Consider the following 22569-nt stretch of genomic DNA (forward strand, 5'->3'; position numbering starts at 1 on the left):
CACTCAATGCGCGAGTCTCGGTTTCAAACCTAAATCGACATGACTCACAGCGGTCTACCCTATGATGTGCCTCAGTCCTGGTCGAAGGCGCTGGCAAGCCACCCGGTAAATGTTGACGGAATAGCCTATTTCTCGCGGCATGACGATGATGAGCTCTGTCATGCTCTTTTCGACGCGACAGAAGGCGCAATTCGCGAAGTGGCCCGCGAGACGGATCTGGATCACGACTGGTTCTGGAGTTTGGCCGAGCAGTACGGCGTTGGCTTTGCGCCCTAGAAGCCTCTCGCGGTTCCTGTACTAAGGCCGTTTCGCCATTCACTTGCCTCCATAGGCTGGTAATCGTCTCGCGAGTGATACAACTTGAAGATCAAATCCCGCGAGCAGGGCATGCCAACGTGGCTCTCCGGAGATTGACATCAGGCCGAACTATCTTTGTCCTCCAAAGGGGCGGTCCGCGACCTTCACTCGATGGCCAATTTTCATTGGGCGTCGATTCAGCGTCGAGCCCTATCGTTCACGACACTTCGTGAGAGACTACCGATGCAAAGTTGCGCGTAATTTGGCTCCGCATATTGGAAATTTCGGTTGCGAACATCTCGGAAAGCAGGCTCACGGTATAGGCAACGTCGCCTGGGGGTACGGGTTTGTTTTGGTCCTCGATGAATGGGCCACGGCACCCAGAAGATAGAGCACAAGACCGAGAAAGAGTGGTCGTTTGCGTCCATATATGTCGGCAAGCGGACCGTAAGCCAGTTGCGAGAGCGACATTGCGACGAAGAAGGACAGGAGGCTCAGCTGTACGGTAGCCGTGTCCGTGTCGAGCCCCTTTTCGATGAAGGGGAGCGCCGGCAGGTACATGTCAATCGCGAATGGCCCGACAGCCGTGAGCAATCCGAGAATGACAGCGGTCAGATAGAAACTGGTTGTCGAAGATCGCGTTTCTTGCAGGGCGTTCAAGACAATTCCTCGCGATCCAGCGGCTTCATATGAATGATTTCTTCGCCGCGGCGCATTTTGATGTTGATGCGGAAGGAATTGGCGACCCGCTCTGAGCGATCAATGAAGAGGGCGGCGGACGCCGGCGGGCACAGTTCCTCCACGGTCCGGCGGAAGAGCGCGAGCCAGCGCTGGAAATGCACGTCGTCGAGTTCCGGAATCGCCATGTGCTTGGGCATCGGCCGCCCGCCATAGCGCCCGGTGCCGAGCAGCATCGAACTCCAGAAATCGATGATTGTATCCAGATGCGCCTGCCAACGCTCGTCCGGGACGACGCGCAGGAAGATCGGACCGATCAACCCGTCGTGGCGGGCAAGCGCGTAGAAGCGGTCGACCACGCGGCGGATCATGGCCTCGTCGAGGCCTTCGCCCAGCGCGCGCCCGATGTCGGGATGGACGGCGCGCAGCCGCCCGGTGGCGGACGTATTCATGCGTCGGCCTCACGTATGACATAGCTGCAGCGGTGTCCGCCATTGACCAGATGTTCCGCGCGCTCCACCGTGGCCTCCGGACCCAGGACGTCGCGGAAAATATTGAGTTCGGCGCGGCAAAAGCCCTGGCAGGAGGTGGCAGCGGCACAGATCGGGCAATGGTTCTCGACCAGCAACAAATTCCCGTCGTCTGTTTCCCGCCAACTCGCCATGTATCCCTCGCCTGAACGCAATTCCGTGAGGGCTGCGACGCGTTCATGAAGGCCGGTGCAGCCGACCATGGCGGCCCTGTATTGCGCGCGGGTCTCGTCCTCGCGTTTCTCGATGATCCGCTCGAGAGCATCCTCGCCCAGAACCGAACGAACAGACTCCAGGACTTGCACGGTCAGCGCGGCATGGGTGTCCGGGAAGCGGGAATGTCCCGCCGCGGTCAGTTTCCAGATCCGTGTTGGCCGGCCGACGCCGGCCGGCTCGCTGGAGGCGACCGCGAGACCCTCGTCAGCCAGCCGGACAAGCTGCTGGCGCGCGGCTTCGCCGGTCGTGCCGAGCCTATCGCCGAGGGCAGCTGCAGTCAGCGATCCATGCATCTTGAGCAGCATAAGGACGCGCTCTGCCGGATTGCGTGGCGTCCAGCCGGTATTTTCCAAGCCTTCACTTGACATATTATCGGAGGTAGTTTTCAAAGACATCACTTGGAAAATAACCGATGCGGTATGCCGGTGCAAGCCGTCCAATGAAAGGAACCCGTCATGACCTTCGAACTGCCCGCCCTCGATTACGCCCAATCCGCTCTCGCCGAACGCGGCATGGGCCAGGAAACGCTGGAACTGCACCACGGCAAGCACCATCAGGCCTATGTGACGGCGCTGAACGGCTTCGTCGAGAAGAACGCCGACCTGCAGGGCAAGTCGCTCGAGGAGATCATCGCCTTCGTCAAGGACAAGCCCGACATGGCGCCGGTCTTCAACAATGCCGGCCAGCACTGGAACCACATCCATTTCTGGAGCGCGCTCTCGCCGAAGGGCGGCGCGATCCCTGGTAAGCTGGAAGCGAAGATCGTCGAGGATTTCGGCTCGGTCGACGCCTTCAAGGAAGCCTTCAAGACCGCCGCTGTCGGCCAGTTCGGGTCCGGCTGGGCATGGCTCGTTCTCGGCGACGACGGTAAGCTGAAGACCGCCAAGACGCCGAACGGCTCCAACCCGCTGGCGACCGGCGGGGGCAGGGTGCTTCTCGGCCTCGATGTCTGGGAACACAGCTACTATCTCGACTTCCGCAACCGCCGTCCGGATTATGTGTCGAACTTCCTCGACAATCTGGCCAACTACGAATTCGCGGAAGCGAACCTCGGATAGGGTCCGCCACCGGCAGAGCCGGAAAGACCAAGGATCATGACAGACCATGAGGCTCATCCGACCGAGCCAACGGCGTTTCGGCTCGGCACCGCATTTCGGCCCTTTGCCGCTCAGCGTGACTTCCGCGACGCCATGGCCTCCTTCGCCACAACCGCCTGCGTCGTGACGGCGCGTCATGGTGATAGGCGCCTCGGACGAACGGTGACGTCGCTATTCTCGCTGTCCGTCGATCCGCCCTCCATTCTGGTTTCAATCGACATCACGAGCGACCTTGCCGATATGATCGGCAAGTCCAACGGCTTCTCGCTCGCGATGCTGTCGCGGAAGCAGCAGAACGTGGCCGACGCCTTCGCGGGCCGCGGCCACCCGGACCAACGGTTCGACCATGGCTCCTGGTCCGAATGGCCCTCCGGACATCCACGGTTGGCGGAAGCGGTCGTCGCCATGGATTGTGACCTGATCGGCGCGATGGAAACTGAGACCCATATGCTCTTCGCCGGTGGGGTCGTGGCTATCGAGAAAATTTCCGAACGGCGGCCCCTGATCTGGCATCAACGCCGGTACAAGTCGATTACAGAATCCATCGGACGCAACGGCGGTCATGTCGTCCCTGACGGCGCGCTGATCGAGAACGGAGAGAAGCCGTGAAGAACATTCCCTGGAGACACATTTACGCCTGGCTGCTGGCGGCCTTCTTCTTATTCGGGGGCTTTCTGAACATCTTCGCATCGCCTGAGGTCATCGAAGATTATGAGACCTGGGGCTACCCGGGCTGGTTCCACTATGTCACCGGAATTCTTGAATGGACCTCGGCCGTGCTCATCGCAGTGCCGTTCACACGGCTTGCCGGTTGCCTGCTTGCGGCCGCTGTCATGGCGGCGGCGGCAGTAACGGTGCTCCTCAACGGGGAATATTCGCACGCGGTCGCACCGCTAATCGTGCTTTGTCTCGTATGTCTCAACGGCTGGCTCACATGGCGTGCCCAGCACAGAAGGTACTGACCGGGAGCGCCGCCCTCGGCGACATCCGCCCCGTCAACTCGTCGCGGGCCGCATTTTGCTGTCGTTTGCAGATGGCCGCAGGAAGCCGTCGGTTTCAAGCGCTCTTTGAAAGTCCCCTGCGCACTTCCGGAATAACGCCGGTGCCGAGGATTTCGATGGCTTTCAGCATTTCGCGATGCTCGATGACGCCGACCCCGAACTGCAGCATTATGCGGTCGAACCTCAATGCCTCGTGGGCGGCGAGGATCTTCTCGGCCACTTCGGTGGGCCCGCCGACGAAGTAGCCGCCGCGCGGACCGCAAAACGCGGTGAAGGTCTCCCGGCTCTGGGTAGACATGCCACGCTCGCGCCCCAGATCGCCCATCCTGGCGGAATGCGCCGGATAATAGATGTCGATCGCCTTTTCCATGCTTTCATGAACGAACGCATGCGCATTCAGCGAGGTCTTCAGGCGGGACCTGTCTTGCCCGGCGGAGTGACCCGTTTGATGGTAGAGCTGCAGCAGCGGCGCAAGCCGCGCCCATTCGCCGCCGAGGATCAGGGCGAAGGCGGCGGGCAGGCCGAGGCTTGCCGCGCGAGCTGCCGACTGTGGCGTTCCACCGACCGCCATCCAGATCGGAAGCGGGGCCTGCACAGGCCGGGGATAGACCCCCAGCCCGTCGAGCGCCTGGGTATGTTTGCTGCCCGGCCAGTTCACATGCTCCTGTTTATTAATCGCCAGCAGCATGTGGAGCTTTTCGATGAACAGATCCTCGTAGTCATCCAGATCATAACCGAACAGGGGGAAGGACTCGATGAAGGCACCGCGCCCGGCGATGATCTCGGCGCGTCCATCGCTCAGCCCGTCCAGGGTTGCGAACTGTTGGAACACCCGCACCGGGTCGTCGGAACTCAGAACGGAAACGGTGCTGGTGAACCTTATATGCTTAGTTTGTGTCGCCGCGGCCGCAAGTGCGACCGCGATCGCCGAGACCGCATAGTCAGGCCGGTGATGTTCGCCCAGCCCGTAGACGTCGACCCCGACCTGATCGGCAAGAACGATTTCCTCGACGATGTTGCGCAGACGTTCGGGCGCGCTGACCGTTAATCCGGTATGCGGATTGGTGCCGATATCGCCGAAGGTGAAGAGTCCGATTTCCATTGGGCCTCGCATGATTGGTCAGGACAACCGGGTAGCAGTAGCGCCGCCCGGGTGTCGGAGTGGTAACTCACTCGTGGGTTAGCTTACGGTAACGACCAGCTTACCCGTGACATGCCCTTCGGCACTGAGCGCCTGGGCCTCGGCGATCTGCGAAAGCGGAAAGGTCTTCTCCACCTGCAGGCGCAAGGCGCCTTCCGAGTAGAGCCGCGCCGCTTCCGCCAACGCCCGTTCGGGGTGCTCCTGCGGCGTCGGCGTGAACTGCGCGCCATGTTCCGGCGCGGTGAAATCGGCAATCGAGATGACCCGCGACGCATCGCCGGTAATCTCGATCAGTTCTGGGATGATCCCGGCGCCGGCGAGATCCAGCGCCACGTCCACGCCCTGCGGCGCCAGTTCCTTCGCGCGTGCTGCGAGGCCCGGTTCATAGGTCGTCGGAATGGCGCCCAGTTCGCGCAGATAGTCGTGTTTGGCCGCGCTCGCCGTCCCGATGACGGTCATCCCGCGCGCCCGCGCGATCTGGATCGCCGCGGAGCCGACCCCGCCCGCTGCGCCACAGATCAGAACTGTCTCGCCGGCCTTCGCGTCCGTATAGTTGAGGCTGCGGATCGCTGTCTCCGAAGCCACGGAAAACCCACCGGCCACGTCGAAGGGCATGTCGTCGGGTTTGCGCGTCCAGTAGTTCAGCACCGCATATTCCGCCGCCGTGGCGACACCCGAGCCGAATACGGCATCGCCAACCGCGACGCCTGTCACGCCTTCGCCGACCTCGTCGACGATCCCGGCACCTTCGAAGCCGACACCAGAGGGGAATTCGACCGGCATGAAGTCCTTGAAGAGGCCTGCCCGTATCTTCCACTCTGCCGGATTGACCCCGGCCGCCTTGACCGCGATCCGAACCTGGCCCGGACCGGCATGGGGCTCGTCGATCTCGACGATCTTCAGGACCTCCGGTCCTCCATACTCATTGAACTGCACTGCTTTCATAATGGTTTCCTTGTGGTTCTTGTTGTCCAGCCTGCGTCAGGCGCTCAGCTCTTTAACCGCGGCGCGCACGGTCTCAGCCCAGGGTGTGGTCGGGCGGCCGATCAGGCTCTGAAGTGTGTGGCTGTCGTCCTGCAGCGCACCCTTTGCCGCCTGCGCATCGCTGTCAGCCAGCATGGCGGCGATTGGCCCCGGCAGGCCGGCGCCTTCGAGCGCCGCGGCAAACTCTGTTTCGCTCATGTCGACATAGGCGACGGGCTTGCCGGACGCGCTGGCGATTTGCGCGGCGAACTCGGCCATTGTGTAGCTCTCGTCGCCAGCCAGTTCGTAGACCGCGCCGGCTTCCGGCGTATCGGCGGTCAGGACGGCAACGGCGGCCTCCGCGAAATCCTGCCGGGTTGCACTAGAGAAGCGTCCTTCCCCGGCTGCCCCAATATAGGCGCCGTGCTCAAGCGCAGGCGCGATCGAGGCGGTCTTGTTCTCGGTATACCAGCCATTGCGCAGCAGGGCATAGGGGATGCCGGACGCCTTGATGGCGTTCTCGGTCTCCAGATGCTCTGCGGCGAGCCCGATCGGGGAACTGTCGGCCCTCAAAATAGAGGTATAAGCGATGAAGCTGACGCCGGCCGCCTTTGCGGCATTTATCGCATTCTTGTGCTGTGCTGTCCGCTTTCCCATTTCGGAGGCTGAGATAAGAAGCAGACGGTCGATGTCCTGGAACGCCTTCTCGAGCGAGGCAGGGTCGTCATAGTTCCCGACACGCACCTCGACGCCCAGCGCCTCGAGCGGCGCTGCCGAGTCCGGCCGCCGCACCAATGCGACGACATCTTGCGCAGGAACTTCCTTCACCAGATCGGCGACCGCAAGAGCGCCCAGTTGGCCTGATGCGCCGGTGACGAGGTATTTGGTAGCCATGACATTTTCCTTCACGCTTTGATTTTGGTTACAAAATGAGTTATGGTCTCGTTTCGTTACCAAGGATCGATAGGCATTGGAAGGAGGCAGTTTTCAATGACCAGGGAACACGTGAGTAACCTCCCGGAGGTGCCGGAAGAGATTATCCAACACTTTGATCAATGGCAGGCTGAAGGCGTCGATGCCTCCAACTGCCCGGTTCGGGACGTGCTCGACCGGATCGGTGACAAATGGTCGGTGTTGATCCTGATGATGCTCGCCCGCGAGCCCAAACGATTCAGTGCGCTGAACAAGGCGGTCGGGGACATCTCCAAGCGGATGCTCACACAGACGCTGAGGGCTTTGCAGCGCGACGGACTGGTTGAGAGGACCGTTTATCCAACGACACCACCGAGAGTCGACTACCGCCTGACCGACCTCGGCCATTCGGCGCTTCGGCCGCTGGCCGGGCTGATCGTCTGGGCCGACAAGCGCCATGACGATATCCGCGCCGCGCGTGATGCCTTCGACAGGCAAGAGACCGTTGCCGCTTAACGCATCGCCGCGCAACATCGAGCACTTTTAATGCCGATTGGTGGAAACATTGTCTCGCAGACATTTTCTTTATTTCAAATAGGATAGCAACCTGATGACCAAGCTTACACTGATCAGTTTCCCGCTATGCCCATTCGTTCAGCGGGCCGTCATCGCACTGAAAGAAAAAAGTGCTGATTTCGATGTCGTCTACATTGATCTGGCGGACAGGCCGGGCTGGTTTCGCGAGATATCGCCATTCGGGAAGGTTCCCATACTCAAGGTTGAAAGGGATCGGGAAGAGCCGGTCTATGTTTTCGAAAGCTCCGTGATCGTCGAGTATATCGAAGAGGCGGCGCCGGGACCGAAACTGCATCCACAGGATGCCCTGCAACGGGCGCGCCATCGTGCGTGGATGGAGTTTGCCTCGCAATTGCTGGGCGATCTCTGGAAATACACCACAGCGGGGAATGCAGCCGATCTCGATGCAGCTGCAATGGCGGTCCGGGAAAAATTCGGGCGTCTGGAAGGCGAAGTAGAGGGGCCGTATTTTGCCGGCGGTGGGTTTTCCTTTGTCGACGCCGCGTTCGGACCGGCGTTTCGTCAGATCGATACTATCGAAACCGTTTTGCCAACGGGTTTGGTCGAGGGCTTTGCCAAGCTAGAGGCTTGGCGCAAAGCACTTGCCGATCGTGCGAGCGTAAAGACCGCTGTTCCAACCGACTACGTCGATCGCTACCTGGGCTTTCTGCGCAAGAACGACGCATTCGTCCTGGGCAGCCATACATAGTTGCCGCATCAGTTAGGCGCAGCTAATCCCAGGGAGAAGGCATTGTTCCTTTGGATTCACGGTGATGAGCAGTGGCCTCGGTGTTCAGGGCGGCTGTGATCGGTGACCTCTGACCTGCTATTCGACGTGAAGCAAGGTTCCAGCGGGTCGGTCGCGGCGCGGCATAGTTTGGGCGCGTGTCGTGATGTACGCGCATTTACACGGCGCGTAAAACGTGTAATCTATCAGCAGTAAATACGTGTAATTCAACAACCAAGAAAACGCGTATCCTGCCGGGATGCTGATCGCGGACACATATCATGGCCACGCCAAATGAAAAGCTCGCTGCCTCGCTCGAGGTGCTCAAGGACCTGCAAGCGCAGCACGGCAATGTGCTGAAAAGCGGTGAACTCAGCCGTACGCATCGTGAGAGGCTCAAGAAGAACGGTTTCCTGAAGGACATCATCCTTGGCTGGCTGATCGTCACCCGTCCGCAGGACAAGCCCAACGAATCCACCTTCTGGTACACCTCCTTTTGGGATTTCTGCCGCCGCTATTGCCATGAGCGTTTCGGATCGGACTGGTGTTTCTCATCCGAGCAGTCGCTGTTGCTCCACGCGGAAAGCGGGTTTATCCCAAAACAGGTCATCATATGGAGCCCAAAGGGATCGGGGAACAACACCGTCCTGCCATTCGACACGTCGCTTTATGATCTCAAGAAGGCATTGCCTCCCAAAGAGGACATCGCCGCAAAGGACGGATTGTCTCTTCTGACCGTCGAGGCGGCACTGATCAACGTTCCTGAAGCGTTTTTCAGAAACTATCCGGCCGAGGCGCAGATCGTTCTCAGCGGCCTGAAGAACACAAATCCGCTTCTTTCCCGGCTACTTGACGGAGGTCACGTGTCGGCTGCGGGGAGGATCGCCGGTGCGCTACGTCGCATGGAACGGGGAGACGAGGCCGACGCCATAATTCGGAAAATGAAGGCAGCCGACTACGATATCCGGGAAAAAGACCCGTTTGCCGATGTTGAGCATGTCGCGTCTCTTCCCATCGGGATTTCTGCCCTTGCAGCGCGCGTGAACAACGCATGGGACAAACATCGGCAAACGATCATCGACCTGTTCCCGAAGGAACCCGGCCTGCCCACAGACAGGCAAGCCTATTTGGCCAAGGTCGATGATATCTATGTCAACGACGCCTATCACTCGCTGTCCATCGAGGGCTATTCCGTCACTGAGGAGTTGATTGAACAGGTACGGCAAGGTTCGTTTGATCCGCTTGGCAATCCCGAACACAAGAAGGACATCGACGCTTTGGCGGCGAGGGGATACTGGCAGGCGTTCCAGGCTGTCCGGGCATCAATCGAAAAGATCATCGCAGGAGAACCGCCAGGTCTGGTTGTGAGCAAGGAACACGATAGCTGGTATGAAGAGCTGTTTCGACCATCGGTGACTGCAGGCATCCTGAAGGCGGGGGCACTGGCCGGATATCGCAATCATCCCGTCTATCTGCGCGGTTCGCGACATACTCCACCTCGTGTCGAGGCCATTTCCGATGGAATGGCGGCATTGTTTCATCGGCTTCAGCACGAGGAATCAGCGGCAGTTCGGGCCGTGTTAGGCCATTGGCTCCTGGGTTACATTCATCCCTATCCGGATGGTAACGGCCGTATGGCGCGTTTCCTGATGAACACCATGCTTGCTTCGGGCGGCTATCCCTGGACGATCATCGATCTGGAACACAGGGCCGCCTACATGACGTCTTTGGAGGCCGCGAGTGTCGAAGGTTCAATTGCATCATTTGCCGAATTGATTGCGGACCGGCTTGCCTGGTCTGGCGAGTTGCCGAAAAAAGCACACTTGTCGTCATGACTTTGTAGATTGAGCCTGGAGAGAGCCACCCGAGGGATCGGGCAGGATGCTGGCTACCCTCACTGACCAAAGATTAGATATAAATTTTGGTCAGCGGTCTCTTCCAAAAGCCGGAATGTCGGGCAGTGAACATATTGGAGGTACGGCCGGAAATGACGTTGCTGTGGGCGTCGCCCTTCGGACCGGGCTGTTGGCAATGCTGAAGCCCCGGAACGGGTTTTCACCCATGCGGGCGGCCATCCCTGACCCAGGGGGCGGGACCTGGAGGCAAGGACTACCAGTGTTCACGGCGATTCACCGATGGGTTCAGCACAGAAATGCGATCCGGCGCCGCTGGCAGGCCGATGCCCGTCATCTTGCTGCTGCCGATGAGGTCAACGCCTATTACGAGGCACAACGCCGAGCCGCGCGTGCCCGTCATCACGGGGACCGGGACGAATTCTATCATTGGGTCAAAGTGGCAGCGGAAGTCGCGCGCATCAGTCCCCTCGCAGAAATGGACTTCGATGTCGTCCGCCGGATCGCGGACGAGGAGGAAGCCAAGGGGATGTGAGGCTGGGCCTGCCGCTTGCGCGCGGCGGCAGGCAAGGGAAGCTGCGCCACGTCTGGCTGCGAATAAATCTGCCCCGGCACAATTGCCGGATTGCCAGCCGCGCCCTGGCCTGCCTTGCTCTTCGCGGCATCCGGGTCCCGCCCCTAAAGACCAGGGAGCGGAAACCGGATAGAGGACCGCGCAAGACGCGGAAAGAAAATGGAAAAAGCCGAGCTCGAAGAGCTGAGAGAGAAGGTGAATTGCGGGGCGGTCCTGGAAACCGCCGGCTTCGCCGTCGATCTGAAGGAAAGCACCCGCAAGGCGGTCAAGTACCGCCGCGGCGACGACATCATCATCGTCATTCACGAGGGCAAGGGTTGGTTCGATCCGCTGTCGGAGGCCAAGGGGGACGTCTTCAGACTGGTCGAGCATCTCGACGGTCTCCCGTTCGCGGCCGCGCTTTATGTCGTCGCCGATCTGGTCGGCTTCGTCCCTTCCGAACCGGAATGGAAGCGATTGTCACGCGCGCACGCGCCTGATCTCTCCATTCCCGAACGCTGGAACGCGCGGCGCAAACCCTGGCGTGGATCGCTGACATGGCGCTATCTGCACGACGAGCGTGACATTCCCGAGGCGATTCTCAGAGCGGCCATCACGCAGGACATCCTGTGCGAAGGCCCGCAAAGCAGCATGTGGGCGGCCCATCGGGACCGCTCCGGCGCCGTGACCGGCTGGGAGGAGCGCGGTCCCGACTGGCGTGGATTTGCAACGGGAGGCGCGAAAGTCCTCTTTCGGTTTGGGCCCGCCGATGGGCCGCGACTTTGCGTCACCGAGGCCGCGATCGACGCTATGAGCCTTGCCGCACTCGAGGAACAGCGCCCCGACACGCGCTATCTCAGCACCGGCGGCGGCTGGTCGCCGGCGAGCTCCGAGGCGCTGCTCGATCTTGCCGTCCAGCCAGACGCCCTCCTGGTCGCGGCCACCGACAACAATGCGCAAGGGGAGACCTATGCCACAAGACTCGAGGCGCTTGCCACCGATGCCGGTTGCGGCTTCGTGCGCCTGTGCCCGGAGCTTGAGGACTGGAACCACGTCCTGCGGGAGACGGTGAGAAAGACGAAGGAAAAGGGAGAGGGAGAGGGAGAGGGAGAGGGAGAGGGGAGAAAGCCCTGCCGCATGCCCGCCACCCGCCTCAAGGGTGAAGCTCCGCCCGGCTGACGCCGGCCCTTGACCCGGCCGGACGGAGAGGCGGCCGCGGGAAAGGGTCCGGAAGGGCTGAAGAAGATGGTGACACCGAAAGGGTGCGCCGCGCTCCGGCCCGGGACAAGTCCCGAAGGAGCCTGCCATGACCTCTCATCCATCCATCCGAAAAGTCTATTTCGGCACTACCGATCGCCACCAGATGTTCAGATTATTTGACCGCCATGCCGAGCGGCCCAACCGCTGGCAAAACGATGACAGCGCGCTTTACGCCGGCGAATGGTTCGAAATCGCGCAAGCCCAGCATGACTATATGCTCGAAATCCTGCCGCCGCTCTGGATGCGCGGAGAGATGTTCGCCATGCGCGAATTCCTGACCGGCAGCATCGCCAGCGTCTTCTATACGCTCAGCATCAATGGCGTGACCCGGTACTTCCACGCCTATTGCGACCTGTCCGATCCGCGGTCCGTCTATGACATGCGCGATGCGATCGTCGAGCGCGAACGGCAGCCGGTCAAGGCGATGACCCGCGACGAGCGGATCGAGCACATCTGGAGCGCCACCCACGACAAGTATCGCGGTTATGCCGGCGACGACTTCCGCCCCGAACATCGCGGCAAGCGGACAGTCATCGTCTACGCCAAGCCGGTCACGCGGTTCGAGCTGCTCGAGAGCCTGACCGATCAGCAGATCTCCGAAAAGCTGCCGGTGCATTTGCGTCACCTGCCGCTGCCCGAAGCCGCGTGAGGTGGGCCATGTTCACATTTCCGATCCTTGCGGTGCGCAAGGTCATCGCGCGCGGCGAAGAGGATGCCGCCGCCAATGGCGGTTTCCGCAATCCCTATTACGGCACACGGCCGGGAGAGGGCGAAAAGCCCGGCTTCTGGCTCGTCGGCGACGAGGGCGTCTACATCATCTCCAACGGCAAGCTCGCCGAAGGTCAGAAACCACTCGTCGTTTATTCGACCGAGTGCCACCCGAAGGGCGATACCGACTGGTGGGACTACAAACGCCGACACTTCGGCGGCGATGACGGCATCGAGTTTATCGATGCCGATCTGCTGGTTCCAAGCTTCAACCGCAGCTTCGGGATCACCCATCTCGGCATCCAGCTTACGGAGAACGATATCTCGTTCTCGCTGATCACCCGCTAACCCCGCTTTCAAATCCGCACGTGGCAAACGCTGCCGGGCCTCCCGGCGGCGCGGCTTCGTGCGCCCGCCTTACAGGAGACATCACCATGTCAGACCACGATCCCTTCACGCTCGATATGTTCGGTAGCTCGGCCTTGTCCTCGGGGCTCGGCCTTGGCGTCACCGCCTTCGCCGATGGCCCAAAGGCTGAAACAGGCGAGACCGAACCTGCGCCCTTGGCGAATTCATCCGGTTCGCCAGCGCGCGAGGAGTCCGCGAAACGACCGGCGGCCGAAGCGCCCGAGCGCGGCAGCAACTTCCATCTTTCCGGAAATCGCGCCTTGGCAAAGGGCTGGAAAGCCCGCGCCCGTGCCAACCTCGACGCCATCTCGCTTGCCGCGGCGATCGCGGGGGAGGACCGGCCCGCGACGTCCGAAGAGCAGGCACGCCTCATCCGGTTCACCGGGTTCGGCGCCTCCGATCTCGCCAACACAATCTTCACCCGGCCGGGCGAGGAGGGATTCCGCAAGGGTTGGGAAGTGCTTGGCGAAGAGCTGCAGGCATCCGTGAACGAGGCCGACTACGCCTCGCTCGCCCGCTGCACGCAATATGCGCATTTCACGCCTGAGTTCATCGTCCGGGCGATCTGGAAAGGGCTCGAGCGCCTCGGCTGGCGAGGCGGCCGTGTGCTCGAACCGGGCATCGGGACGGGGCTGTTTCCGGCCCTGATCCCGGCGGCACTAAGGGATGCGTCTTTCGTCACCGGCGTCGAGCTCGATCCGGTCACGGCGCGGATCGCTCGCCTTCTGCAGCCGGTCGCCCGCATCATCGAGGGCGATTTCGCGCGCACCGATCTGCCGGCGCATTTCGATCTCGCCATCGGTAATCCGCCGTTCTCGGATCGGACGGTTCGCTCCGACCGCGCCTACCGGTCGATGGGTCTGCGTCTGCATGATTATTTCATCGCCCGATCGATAGACCTTCTGAAACCCGGCGCGCTGGCCGCCTTCGTCACATCGTCGGGCACGATGGACAAGGTGGATGCCGCGGCGCGCAAACACATCGCCAAGTCGGCCGACCTGATCGCCGCGATCCGCCTGCCCGAAGGCAGTTTTCGCGCAGATGCCGGCTCGGATGTCGTCGTCGATATCCTGTTCTTCCGCAAGCGCAAGCCCGGCGAGCCGCAGGGCGAGGCGAACTGGCTGGACCTCGTCGAGGTCGTTGCCGCCAGCGAGGACAGCGAGGCCGTCCGGGTCAACCGCTGGTTTGCCGACCATCCGGACCATGTACTCGGCCGTCACGCGACCACATCCGGTCCCTTCGGCGAGACCTATACCTGTCTGCCCGATGAGGGCGATCTCGAAACCAGGTTAGACACGGCCATCCTTTCCCTCCCGGAAGCCCTTTATGATGGCGAGCCCGAAGCGATCGATGTCGATCTTGAGCTTCGCCCCACAGATATCGACATCGTTAGACCCGAGGATGTCCATGTCAGGGAAGGCAGCTTTGTCTTCGACGCGTCGAGGGGCCTCATGCAGGTGCTTGACGGCAAACCCGCTCCGGTTCTCATCCGTAGGGGCCGATCCGGCGAAGGGTTCTCCGAAAAGCAGATCAACATCGTCCGAAAGCTGATCCCGGTCCGAGACGCGGTGCGCGCGGTCCTCAAGGCCCAGGAGACCGATCAGCCCTGGCGGGACCTGCAGGTGAAGCTGCGCATCGCCTGGTCGAGCTTCGTGCGCGACTTCGGGCCGATCAATCAAACCAGGGTGTCGATCACGGAAAACGAGGCGACGGGTGAAACGCGCGAGACCCATCGCCGTCCGAACCTGCAGCCCTTCCTCGACGACCCGGATTGCTGGCTGGTCGCATCGATCGAGACCTACGATCTCGATACGGATACGGCCAAGCCCGGCCCGATCTTTTCCGAGCGGGTCATCGCACCGCCGTCGCCGCCGGTGATCACCAGTGCCGCCGATGCGCTCGCCGTCGTTCTCAACGAGCGCGGGCATGTCGATGTCGACCATATCGCCGAACTGCTGCATGAAGACCGCGAGACGGTCATCGAGGAGCTGGGCAGCGCGATCTACCGCGATCCGGCGGATGGGTCATGGCAGACATCCGACGCCTATCTCTCCGGTCCCGTGCGCGACAAGCTGGCGATCGCCGAGGCCGCAGCGGAGCTCGACCCGGCATACAGCCGCAATGTCGAGGCGCTCGAAGCCGTGCAGCCGGCCGATCTCAGCCCATCCGAGATCACCGCGCGGCTTGGCGCGCCATGGATTCCCGCTTCCGATGTCGTCGACTTCGTCAAGGAGACGATGGGAACGGACATCACGATCCGGCACATGCCGGAACTCGCCTCCTGGACGGTCGATGCCCGCATGCTTGCCTATCGCGCCGAGGGCACGTCCGAATGGGGAACCAAGCGCCGGCATGCCGGCGAGCTGCTCGCCGATGCCCTCAACAGCCGGATCCCGCAGATCTTCGATACCGTGAAGGACGGCGATAGCGAGCGGCGGGTGCTCAATGTCGTCGACACCGAGGCGGCCAAGGAAAAGCTGACCAAGATCAAGAACGCGTTCCAGAGTTGGGTCTGGTCCGATTCCGTCCGCACCGACCGGCTGGCGCGGGTCTACAACGATACCTTCAATAATATCGCGCCCCGATCCTTCGACGGGGACCATCTCCAGTTGCCGGGCGCCTCTGGCGCCTTTGTTCTTTATGGCCACCAGAAACGCGGCATCTGGCGGATCATCTCGTCGGGCGCCACCTATCTCGCCCATGCCGTCGGCGCCGGCAAGACCATGACGATGGCGGCCGCCATCATGGAACAGCGCCGGCTCGGCCTGATCTCGAAAGCCATGCTGGTCGTTCCCGGCCATTGCCTGGCGCAGGCCGCACGAGAGTTCCTGGCGCTCTATCCGACGGCGCGGATCCTGGTCGCCGACGAGACCAACTTCACAAAGGACAAGCGCCATCGCTTCCTGTCGCGGGCCGCCACGGCCAATTGGGACGCGATCATCATCACCCATTCGGCCTTCAAGTTCATCGCCGTCCCGGCCGAATTCGAGCGCCAGATGATCGAGGACGAGCTTACGCTCTACGAGGAACTGCTCACCCGGGTCGAAAGCGACGACCGGGTGTCGCGCAAACGCCTCGAGCGGCTGAAGGAAGGATTGCGGGACCGGTTGGAGGCGCTCGGCTCGGTCAAGGACGACCTCCTGGGGTCGTTTGCGGGAGGGGGCGGAATCCTACGCTAAGGCTTTGGCCAACGATATTCTCCGGTAAGGTTGATGTGCTCCCATCCGAGGGGCGAGACATGGGCCAGCAGATCGGGCAATAGCAATTTTCCCTCGCGTTTCTGGTTGGCGACGACTTCGCCCAGCTTCATGGTGTTCCAGAAGATGATGATCGCAGCGAGCAGGTTCATGCCGGCGATCCGGTAATGCTGGCCTTCGGCGGAACGGTCGCGGATTTCACCCCGGCGATGGAAGCTGATTGCCCGCTTCAGCGCATGATGCGCTTCGCCCTTGTTGAGCCCGATCTGGGCGCGGCGTTGCAGATCGGCGTCCAGAATCCAGTCGATCATGAACAGGGTTCGCTCGACGCGGCCGACCTCGCGCAAAGCCGTGGCAAGTTCGTTCTGCCGCGGATAGGAGGCGAGCTTGCGCAGTATCTGGCTGGGCGCGATGCTTCCGGCCGCAATAGTGGCGGCGATGCGCAGGATGTCGGGCCAGTTGCGCTCGATCATGGCCTGGTTGATCTTGCCGCCGATCAAGGCCCGCAAGTGCGCCGGGGCGGCCGATGGATTGAACGCATAGAGTCGCTTGGACGGCAGATCCCGGATGCGAGGGGCAAACCGGTAGCCGAGAATGGCGCATGCGGCAAAGACGTGATCGGTGAAGCCGCCCGTGTCGGTGAACTGCTCGCGGATATGGCGGCCAGCGTCATTCATGAGCAGGCCGTCGAGGATATAGGGGGCTTCGCTCGCCGTTGCAGGTATCACCTGGGTCGCGAACGCCGCATATTGGTCGGAGACGTGGCTATAGGCTTTCAGGCCCGGGGTATTGCCGTACTTCGCGTTGACCAGGTTCATGGCTTCGCCCTGCTCTGTGGCGGCGAAGAACTGGCCGTCGCTCGAAGCCGAAGTGCCCATGCCCCAGAACTGGGCCATGGGTAACGCTGCCTGCGCCTCGACCACCATGGCCAGCGCCCGGTCGTACGCTTCGCCTTCGACATGCCACCGTCCAATGCGGATCAACTCCCAGAAGGTGTGAGTGTTGGTGGCGTCCGCCATTTTGCGCAGGCCGAGATTGATCCCCTCTGCCAAGATAACGTTCATAAGCCCGATCCGGTCGGCGCAGGGGGCGCCCGTGCGTAAATGGGTGAAAGCTTCGCAGAAGCCGGTCGCAGCATCCGCTTCCAGTAAAAGATCGGTGATGCGTGTGGGCGCTATCTGCTTGTAGAGATCGAGCACTAGGTCCTCGGCGCCGTCGGGTGCGGCGGCTTCGAGCTTGTCGATATGCAGGACGCCGCTTTCGATCGACCCGCCGGGAATCGTGCCCGTGCGCGCGGCACGGCCAAGCTCGCGCAAACGGATGTCGAGGCGCGCTTGCCGGTCTGCCAGCCATTCCTCCGGCCGCAACGGCACGGCAAGACGGCCGCTTTCCGCCGCGGCCTGCGCCGGAACGAGTGCGTGTTTCAGATCAGCATAGCGCCGGGATCTGGCCAGCCAGACATCCCCGGATCGGAAGGCATCGCGCAGATGGAACAGCACCGCGATCTCCCAGAGGCGAGTGTCGCCAGCCGCCTGGGCACGAAGATGACGATGCCATTTCGAACTCGGCCGCAGGAAGCCGGTATGTGCACGATCGTTCAAACCGTTGCGTAGGACCATCACGGCTTCCAGCAGCGGCATTGCGACCGGCGCAGCCCGAAGATCAAGCAAACGCAACATCCGCGGGGAATAGCGACGGAAGCGATGATACCCGTCGAGCACATGATTGAGCGGATCGTCGGCCATGGTGGCGGTCAGCCTGGTTGCCACTGCAACAAGGGTTTTGAAGCCATCCCAACCCGAACCGCTCGCGATGACGGTTTCCAGCGGCTGGCCGTCATCCTGTGCATCGACCAGGGCACCGCCAATTTCGGCGAAGGATTTCAAGGTGTCGCGCACCGCGTTCGCTTCATCCGCGACCTTCGCCTGGCAAATGCGCTCCGAAGCACGGTAGAGCCTGCCGACGATCCGGTCATGGGTCTCGACCACGGCGTCGGCAAGCATCGCCTGCCATTCTGATGCGCACACGGCCAGAATCGCAAGCCGCCTGTCCTCCGGGAGATCACGCATGCCGTCGGCATAATACCGCTCGCCCTGCCTGCGCAGACGTGTCACCCGATGGGCAGGAACACTGGCCAGCAGATCCTCGGGAAGATCAACACGTTGCAGGTATTCTAGCCGATCGAGCAGCCGGTTGGCCGACGCAGAGTTCGAGCCAGGCTCAAACTGCCGCAGCCACACGAAGCGGGTCACCCGATCGTCCGCCGTCTCCTCGAGCAATGCCAGTAACTGTTCCCGGATCGGCATGGACAACCGGCTGGCGATCCTCGTCTCGGTCCGCCGCTCGGCGTCGACCAGGGCCGTGGCGCAAAGCCGCTCGATCGTCGATGTCGCAGGAAGGACCGTGCGAGTTCGACGGCACTCGATCACGAAGCGACGGGCGATATCCTCGTTCGACACCGCCATCTCGGCTTCTCGGAACAGCCAATCCTTCAGCTCGCGCGCACCACGTCCCGAAAAGGTGCGGTATCCGTAGAGCGCCCGCAACTCGGAAAGATGCTCGTGCCGCGTCTCCTCGCGAGCGGCATAGTCAACGAGATCGTCGGCATTCAAGCCGAGTTGCGCTCCGATGAACTCGACGACCTCCGCCGGAATCAGCTCGCCCGGAGCCAGCACCCGACCAGGATAGCGTAGGACGCATAATTGCAAGGCGAAGCCGAACCTGTTGTGCGGGCGGCGACGCTGCCCGATATGCCCGAGATCCTCGTCACTCAGCGTATAGTGTTTGAGCAAGTCCGCCTGCGAGGTCGGCAGGCGCAACAGCGCGTCCTTCTGCCGATCGGTTAGAGTGACGCGACGTGGCATCGATGTTCCTTTTTCAAAATTTGATGATGTTCAAGATGCTTTGTTTATGAAGCTGGTTGAGATACATTTCTAGAGACCGATGCAATCGTGGCCGGCGCGCCGCCTCAAACCAACGTTTAAGAAACATGCTGATCGGATATGCCCGCGTTTCCAAAGCCGATGGCTCACAGTCCCTCGACCTGCAGCACGACGATCTGCGCGCCGCCGGTGTCGAACAGGACAACATCTATGAGGATCGCGCTTCCGGCGCTCGGGATGATCGGCCTGGCCTGGCCGCCTGCCTAAAAACCTTGCGCGAAGGCGATGTGCTGGTGGTCTGGAAGCTCGATCGCCTCGGACGGTCGCTTGCCCACCTGGTCAACACCGTGAAGGATCTGTCAGAACGCAGGATCGGCCTGCGGGTGTTGACCGGAAAGGGTGCGCAGATCGACACCACAACCGCATCCGGCCGCATGGTGTTCGGTATCTTCGCCACCTTGGCCGAGTTTGAGCGGGATCTGATCCGGGAACGCACCATGGCCGGTCTCGCCGCCGCAAGGGCGCGCGGACGCAAGGGCGGTCGAAAATTTGCCCTCACCAAAGCTCAGGTGCGCCTCGCGCAAGCCGCCATGGCGCAACGCGACACGTCCGTTTCCAATTTGTGCAAGGAACTGGGGATCGAGCGCGTCACCCTCTACCGCTATGTCGGCCCGAACGGCGAACTCAGGAACTACGGAAAGCGTGTCCTCGGCTTAGCGTAGGATTTCGCCCCCTCCCGCAAACGACCCCAGTATGTGGGTTGCCGGCGAACTCATCCATCTCGAGGACCTGGTTCTTCACGATGCACAGATGGACATTCGCGCGCCGAGCCATGAGCTCGTGATCGCGCACCGTATCGTGCGGGCGCGGCGACGGGTGGCGCGCAACGATCCCGGCTGGGCGGTTTCGCGATCGGGCATCATGGCGCTTGCTGGCATCTCCGAAGAGGCTGCGGCCGAGGCCGAACAGGTCGACAGGGGAGGGGAGGGGCCCAACGTCGAGTTGGACGAGGACGATGCACTGTCTCCCGAGCTTGCCGAGATCGATGAGGTCCTTGCCCGAACCAAATGGCTGGTCGATGGCGGCGCGCCTGGCAACCAGGAGAAACGTGAACCGGAGGTTAGCGTTGGTGAACTGGTCATTCGCGACCCGGATTGGGATGAAGGTGAACGTATTGCTGAATGGCTCGAACTGGCGAAGAAGGTCGGAGCAGTGCCTGCAACCTTGGCGGCGGCGGTTCTTTGGGACGCTTGGGATTATCTAGAACCGTTGCAACGCCAGCACTGGCTTGGGCAGGTTCTCGTCTCGGATTTCCTCAGAGCCCGCGGAAAGATCCGATCGCACTTGTTGGCCTTTTCGGTGGGGCTGCGGGAAATCCCCCGCGAGCGGCGACATGCACGTGATCGAACGGACAGGCTGATTGCCTTTCTGGATGCGATGGGCGCTGCTGCTGGTGTTGGGATGAAGGACATCGATCGCCTGACGCTTGCGAAACGGCAGCTTGAGCGGAAGACTCTCGACAAGCGGTCGACGAGCAGCCTTCCGGCTGCCATTGACCTACTGTTGTCCCGACCGATCGTGTCGGCTCATATGGTTGCGAAGGCGGCGAAGGTCACGCCACGCGGGGCGTTGAATCTGGTCAGCGAGCTCGGCGTGCGTGAGATGACTGGGAGGGGGCGGTATCGGGCGTGGGGGATTATCTAAATGGGCAATGCCGATACATGCTTCAACTGAAATTCAATTTGCGAATGCGCCTTCCTTGTTTTCTGTCTCCATTGATCTGCAGGCAATAGCGCCGGAAACAACTGTTGATATTCTTTTGGAGGTTTGGGCAACGCACTTCGCAAATCAGCGTGGCGGTATAAAAGGGGGTATTGACTTCGCCCGAATGTGATAGGGTGTTCCTGTTATGTTCCCGTGAAGTTTGGGGGTAATAAGAGTGGCAAAGCCATACGAACTGGAAATATCGCGGCTCGAAGAGACGTTTCGATGGGCCTGTGCGGCCGACATCCGCGGTCTGGAAAGAGCGGTCAAACTTGCCGGCCTCTCGCCACTGGCGGCTGTAGGGTCTGGAGGGTCTCTAACGGCCGCACAGGCTCTCGTGACGCTGCATCAATCCTATACGGGAAAACCGGGGATTGTTCAGACGCCGCTTGAGGCCGTCGACACCGTGTTCGAAGCCGCTGTCAGCCAGTGGCTTTTGAGTGCCGGAGGCTCGAATGTCGACATCAACGTTGCGGCGAAGTCACTTATTGAGCGAGAGCACCGTCAAATCGCAGTCATGTGCGGGCGCGCCAACAGTCCAATCACGGCTATTTGCGAACGACACCCTTTCGTAGACCTCTTGGTATTTCCCCCGCCGGCGGGCAAGGATGGATTCCTAGCCACCAACTCCCTGCTCGCATTCTCGACACTTCTCGCGCGAGCCTACGTCTCGGTCTTCGATAACCTCGCGAGTTGGGATGACGTTTCCGATGTCGTCGCCCCTCTCCTTGATGCGTCGAGCGAACCGGTCCGGATTTGGCGCGCCGCGGCGGACACCTTGTGGCAACGATCAACGACGATCGTCCTTTATGGACCGTCCACGAAGGTCGGTGCCATAGACATAGAGTCAAAATTCACGGAGGCGGCTCTCGGGAACATTCAACTGGCGGACTACCGAAACTTTGCACATGGACGGCACCACTGGCTCGCAAAGTGTGAGGATCAAACTGCAGTTTTGGCACTCGTCGCCGGAGAAGACCGTGAGCTGGCCAATAAGACGTTGAAACTCGTTCCCGTGGAGGTGCCGATCGCGAGCCTTGACATACCGGGCGCCGGTCCGGCGGCGCTGCTGGGATCACTCCTTGCTGCGCTACGCATCACCGGTTGGGCGGGCCAGGCTCGTGAAATCGATCCTGGGCAGCCTGGAGTGCCGGAGTTCGGCCGCAGACTGTATCACTTGAAGCTACCAAAAAGAGAATATCGAGATACTGCGCCGCAGGTCAACGCAACCGCTGCTGCGGCAATCCGGCGAAAAACCGGCGAGAGTGTCCATTTCCTCCAAGAGAAGAACACCTTGCGCTTCTGGGAGAAAGCGCATGCCGATTTCGTGGACCGGCTGGAGAAGAAAAATTTTGGCGCAGTCGTTTTGGATTACGACGGCACGGTTGTTGATACGCGCGAGCGATTTGATCCCGCGCGACCCGACATCGCTGGCGAGCTCCAAAGGATTGCTGACAGCGATGCCATATTGGCCATTGCCACCGGCCGGGGTGTTTCGGTACGGAACGACCTCAGAGCCGTACTGCCCGACGCGGTTTGGGACCGCGTTGTGGTCGGTTACTACAATGGCGCCATGATCGGTTCGCTCGCAGATGATGCGCAGCCAGATGGGACCGACGAAGTATGCCCGGAACTGAAGGACCTGGCAGATGCCCTTGCCGAAAGCAACGAACTCTCTGGCTCGGCAAGGCAGACCAATCGCCGGTACCAGATTACGCTGGAGCCGATGCGCTTCATGGCGGAAAACCGGCTATGGGATATTGCCCGGGCCTGTCGCAAATTTTCTTGGTTAACGGCCTGTTGACC

At 61.3% G+C, this 22569-nt stretch carries 21 protein-coding genes and 1 pseudogene; 15 read left to right on the forward strand and 7 right to left on the reverse strand.

The genetic code is table 11. The annotated features are described in order from the left end of the window. Positions 1 to 39 precede the first annotated feature (39 nt). Complete coding sequence (locus EP380_RS22675) at positions 40 to 276, forward strand: RES domain-containing protein (protein ID WP_238720021.1); 237 nt, start codon at positions 40 to 42, stop codon at positions 274 to 276. 333 nt (positions 277 to 609) lie between these two features. On the opposite strand, the gene EP380_RS22680 is transcribed toward EP380_RS22675, so the two are convergent. The 3 genes from EP380_RS22680 to EP380_RS22690 are packed head-to-tail and all read right to left on the reverse strand — an operon-like array spanning position 610 to position 2212. After that, positions 610 to 957: an MFS transporter gene (locus tag EP380_RS22680; RefSeq protein ID WP_238720023.1), complete on the reverse strand. Its 348-nt coding sequence runs from the start codon at positions 955 to 957 to the stop codon at positions 610 to 612. Beyond that, complete coding sequence (locus EP380_RS22685) at positions 954 to 1427, reverse strand: group III truncated hemoglobin (protein WP_127601082.1); 474 nt, start codon at positions 1425 to 1427, stop codon at positions 954 to 956. Before EP380_RS22685 ends, EP380_RS22680 begins: the two co-directional genes overlap by 4 nt. Continuing rightward, positions 1424 to 2212 carry a helix-turn-helix transcriptional regulator gene (locus EP380_RS22690; RefSeq protein ID WP_336054967.1) on the reverse strand — a complete coding sequence of 263 codons (789 nt, stop codon included), beginning with the start codon at positions 2210 to 2212 and terminating at the stop codon, positions 1424 to 1426. Before EP380_RS22690 ends, EP380_RS22685 begins: the two co-directional genes overlap by 4 nt. Between EP380_RS22690 and EP380_RS22695 the strand changes: the two genes are divergently transcribed. The 3 genes from EP380_RS22695 to EP380_RS22705 are packed head-to-tail and all read left to right on the forward strand — an operon-like array spanning position 2177 to position 3780. After that, on the forward strand, positions 2177 to 2779 hold the full coding sequence (locus tag EP380_RS22695) for a superoxide dismutase (RefSeq protein ID WP_127601084.1): 603 nt from the start codon (positions 2177 to 2179) through the stop codon (positions 2777 to 2779). The two genes, EP380_RS22690 and EP380_RS22695, sit on opposite strands and share 36 nt — an antisense overlap. A gap of 36 nt (positions 2780 to 2815) precedes the next feature. After that, positions 2816 to 3427 carry a flavin reductase family protein gene (locus tag EP380_RS22700; protein ID WP_127601086.1) on the forward strand — a complete coding sequence of 204 codons (612 nt, stop codon included), beginning with the start codon at positions 2816 to 2818 and terminating at the stop codon, positions 3425 to 3427. Further along, positions 3424 to 3780 (forward strand): DoxX family protein, encoded by a 357-nt coding sequence (locus EP380_RS22705; protein ID WP_127601088.1) that lies wholly within the window; start codon positions 3424 to 3426, stop codon positions 3778 to 3780. The genes EP380_RS22700 and EP380_RS22705 overlap by 4 nt, the downstream gene beginning before the upstream one ends. A 94-nt stretch (positions 3781 to 3874) precedes the next feature. Here EP380_RS22705 and EP380_RS22710 read toward each other — a convergent pair whose 3' ends face one another. The 3 genes from EP380_RS22710 to EP380_RS22720 all read right to left on the reverse strand — a co-directional run bounded on the left by EP380_RS22710 (position 3875) and on the right by EP380_RS22720 (position 6817). After that, positions 3875 to 4921 carry an LLM class flavin-dependent oxidoreductase gene (locus EP380_RS22710; protein ID WP_127601090.1) on the reverse strand — a complete coding sequence of 349 codons (1047 nt, stop codon included), beginning with the start codon at positions 4919 to 4921 and terminating at the stop codon, positions 3875 to 3877. A 78-nt stretch (positions 4922 to 4999) separates the two neighbouring features. Next, positions 5000 to 5905 (reverse strand): NADP-dependent oxidoreductase, encoded by a 906-nt coding sequence (locus EP380_RS22715; RefSeq protein ID WP_127601092.1) that lies wholly within the window; start codon positions 5903 to 5905, stop codon positions 5000 to 5002. Positions 5906 to 5941: 36 nt separating this feature from the next. Beyond that, positions 5942 to 6817, reverse strand: a complete 876-nt coding sequence (locus EP380_RS22720; RefSeq protein ID WP_127601094.1) for an SDR family oxidoreductase — start codon at positions 6815 to 6817, stop codon at positions 5942 to 5944. A 96-nt stretch (positions 6818 to 6913) separates the two neighbouring features. Here EP380_RS22720 and EP380_RS22725 point away from each other — a divergent pair, with 96 nt between their 5' ends. The 8 genes and pseudogenes from EP380_RS22725 to EP380_RS22760 form a co-directional block, all read left to right on the forward strand. Further along, positions 6914 to 7351, forward strand: coding sequence for a winged helix-turn-helix transcriptional regulator (locus EP380_RS22725; RefSeq protein WP_127601097.1), 438 nt, complete (start codon positions 6914 to 6916; stop codon positions 7349 to 7351). 94 nt (positions 7352 to 7445) lie between these two features. Next, positions 7446 to 8120 carry a glutathione S-transferase family protein gene (locus EP380_RS22730; RefSeq protein ID WP_127601099.1) on the forward strand — a complete coding sequence of 225 codons (675 nt, stop codon included), beginning with the start codon at positions 7446 to 7448 and terminating at the stop codon, positions 8118 to 8120. Between the two features lie 299 nt (positions 8121 to 8419). Further along, positions 8420 to 9973: a Fic family protein gene (locus EP380_RS22735; RefSeq protein ID WP_127601101.1), complete on the forward strand. Its 1554-nt coding sequence runs from the start codon at positions 8420 to 8422 to the stop codon at positions 9971 to 9973. Positions 9974 to 10253: 280 nt separating this feature from the next. After that, the gene (locus EP380_RS22740; protein WP_127601104.1) at positions 10254 to 10526 is read left to right on the forward strand and encodes a hypothetical protein; all 273 of its coding nucleotides are present in this window, start codon (positions 10254 to 10256) and stop codon (positions 10524 to 10526) included. A gap of 198 nt (positions 10527 to 10724) precedes the next feature. Next, positions 10725 to 11723 carry a DUF3991 and toprim domain-containing protein gene (locus EP380_RS22745; protein WP_127601106.1) on the forward strand — a complete coding sequence of 333 codons (999 nt, stop codon included), beginning with the start codon at positions 10725 to 10727 and terminating at the stop codon, positions 11721 to 11723. A gap of 127 nt (positions 11724 to 11850) precedes the next feature. Beyond that, the gene (locus tag EP380_RS22750; protein ID WP_127601108.1) at positions 11851 to 12453 is read left to right on the forward strand and encodes a DUF1419 domain-containing protein; all 603 of its coding nucleotides are present in this window, start codon (positions 11851 to 11853) and stop codon (positions 12451 to 12453) included. 8 nt (positions 12454 to 12461) lie between these two features. After that, positions 12462 to 12860, forward strand: a complete 399-nt coding sequence (locus EP380_RS22755; RefSeq protein ID WP_127601110.1) for a DUF3085 domain-containing protein — start codon at positions 12462 to 12464, stop codon at positions 12858 to 12860. Between the two features lie 86 nt (positions 12861 to 12946). Then, positions 12947 to 16063, forward strand: a pseudogene (locus EP380_RS22760) (DEAD/DEAH box helicase family protein); the annotation flags it as partial. Positions 16064 to 16095: 32 nt separating this feature from the next. Here the strand turns inward: EP380_RS22760 and EP380_RS22765 are convergent. Further along, positions 16096 to 18981 (reverse strand): Tn3 family transposase, encoded by a 2886-nt coding sequence (locus tag EP380_RS22765; protein WP_127601112.1) that lies wholly within the window; start codon positions 18979 to 18981, stop codon positions 16096 to 16098. Between the two features lie 125 nt (positions 18982 to 19106). On the opposite strand from EP380_RS22765, the gene EP380_RS22770 reads away from it, so the two are divergent. The 3 genes from EP380_RS22770 (at position 19107) to EP380_RS22780 (ending at position 22567) form a co-directional block, all read left to right on the forward strand. Next, positions 19107 to 19721, forward strand: a complete 615-nt coding sequence (locus EP380_RS22770) for a recombinase family protein (protein ID WP_108610824.1) — start codon at positions 19107 to 19109, stop codon at positions 19719 to 19721. 31 nt (positions 19722 to 19752) lie between these two features. Then, positions 19753 to 20703, forward strand: coding sequence for an RHE_PE00001 family protein (locus EP380_RS22775; RefSeq protein ID WP_127601114.1), 951 nt, complete (start codon positions 19753 to 19755; stop codon positions 20701 to 20703). Positions 20704 to 20938: 235 nt separating this feature from the next. Then, positions 20939 to 22567 carry an HAD family hydrolase gene (locus EP380_RS22780; protein WP_127601116.1) on the forward strand — a complete coding sequence of 543 codons (1629 nt, stop codon included), beginning with the start codon at positions 20939 to 20941 and terminating at the stop codon, positions 22565 to 22567. Positions 22568 to 22569 lie beyond the last annotated feature (2 nt).

It is taken from the genome of Nitratireductor alexandrii (assembly GCF_004000215.1).
In the GTDB taxonomy this organism is placed as follows: Bacteria; Pseudomonadota; Alphaproteobacteria; order Rhizobiales; family Rhizobiaceae; genus Mangrovimarina; species Mangrovimarina alexandrii.

Coding starts and splice junctions, on each gene's coding strand:
- EP380_RS22675 (WP_238720021.1), top strand. CDS start 40: ATGACTCACAGCGGTCTACCCTATGATGTGCCTCAGTCCTGGTCGAAG.
- EP380_RS22685 (WP_127601082.1), bottom strand. CDS start 1,427: ATGAATACGTCCGCCACCGGGCGGCTGCGCGCCGTCCATCCCGACATC.
- EP380_RS22695 (WP_127601084.1), top strand. CDS start 2,177: ATGACCTTCGAACTGCCCGCCCTCGATTACGCCCAATCCGCTCTCGCC.
- EP380_RS22700 (WP_127601086.1), top strand. CDS start 2,816: ATGACAGACCATGAGGCTCATCCGACCGAGCCAACGGCGTTTCGGCTC.
- EP380_RS22710 (WP_127601090.1), bottom strand. CDS start 4,921: ATGGAAATCGGACTCTTCACCTTCGGCGATATCGGCACCAATCCGCAT.
- EP380_RS22715 (WP_127601092.1), bottom strand. CDS start 5,905: ATGAAAGCAGTGCAGTTCAATGAGTATGGAGGACCGGAGGTCCTGAAG.
- EP380_RS22720 (WP_127601094.1), bottom strand. CDS start 6,817: ATGGCTACCAAATACCTCGTCACCGGCGCATCAGGCCAACTGGGCGCT.
- EP380_RS22725 (WP_127601097.1), top strand. CDS start 6,914: ATGACCAGGGAACACGTGAGTAACCTCCCGGAGGTGCCGGAAGAGATT.
- EP380_RS22730 (WP_127601099.1), top strand. CDS start 7,446: ATGACCAAGCTTACACTGATCAGTTTCCCGCTATGCCCATTCGTTCAG.
- EP380_RS22735 (WP_127601101.1), top strand. CDS start 8,420: ATGGCCACGCCAAATGAAAAGCTCGCTGCCTCGCTCGAGGTGCTCAAG.
- EP380_RS22745 (WP_127601106.1), top strand. CDS start 10,725: ATGGAAAAAGCCGAGCTCGAAGAGCTGAGAGAGAAGGTGAATTGCGGG.
- EP380_RS22750 (WP_127601108.1), top strand. CDS start 11,851: ATGACCTCTCATCCATCCATCCGAAAAGTCTATTTCGGCACTACCGAT.
- EP380_RS22755 (WP_127601110.1), top strand. CDS start 12,462: ATGTTCACATTTCCGATCCTTGCGGTGCGCAAGGTCATCGCGCGCGGC.
- EP380_RS22765 (WP_127601112.1), bottom strand. CDS start 18,981: ATGCCACGTCGCGTCACTCTAACCGATCGGCAGAAGGACGCGCTGTTG.
- EP380_RS22770 (WP_108610824.1), top strand. CDS start 19,107: ATGCTGATCGGATATGCCCGCGTTTCCAAAGCCGATGGCTCACAGTCC.
- EP380_RS22775 (WP_127601114.1), top strand. CDS start 19,753: ATGTGGGTTGCCGGCGAACTCATCCATCTCGAGGACCTGGTTCTTCAC.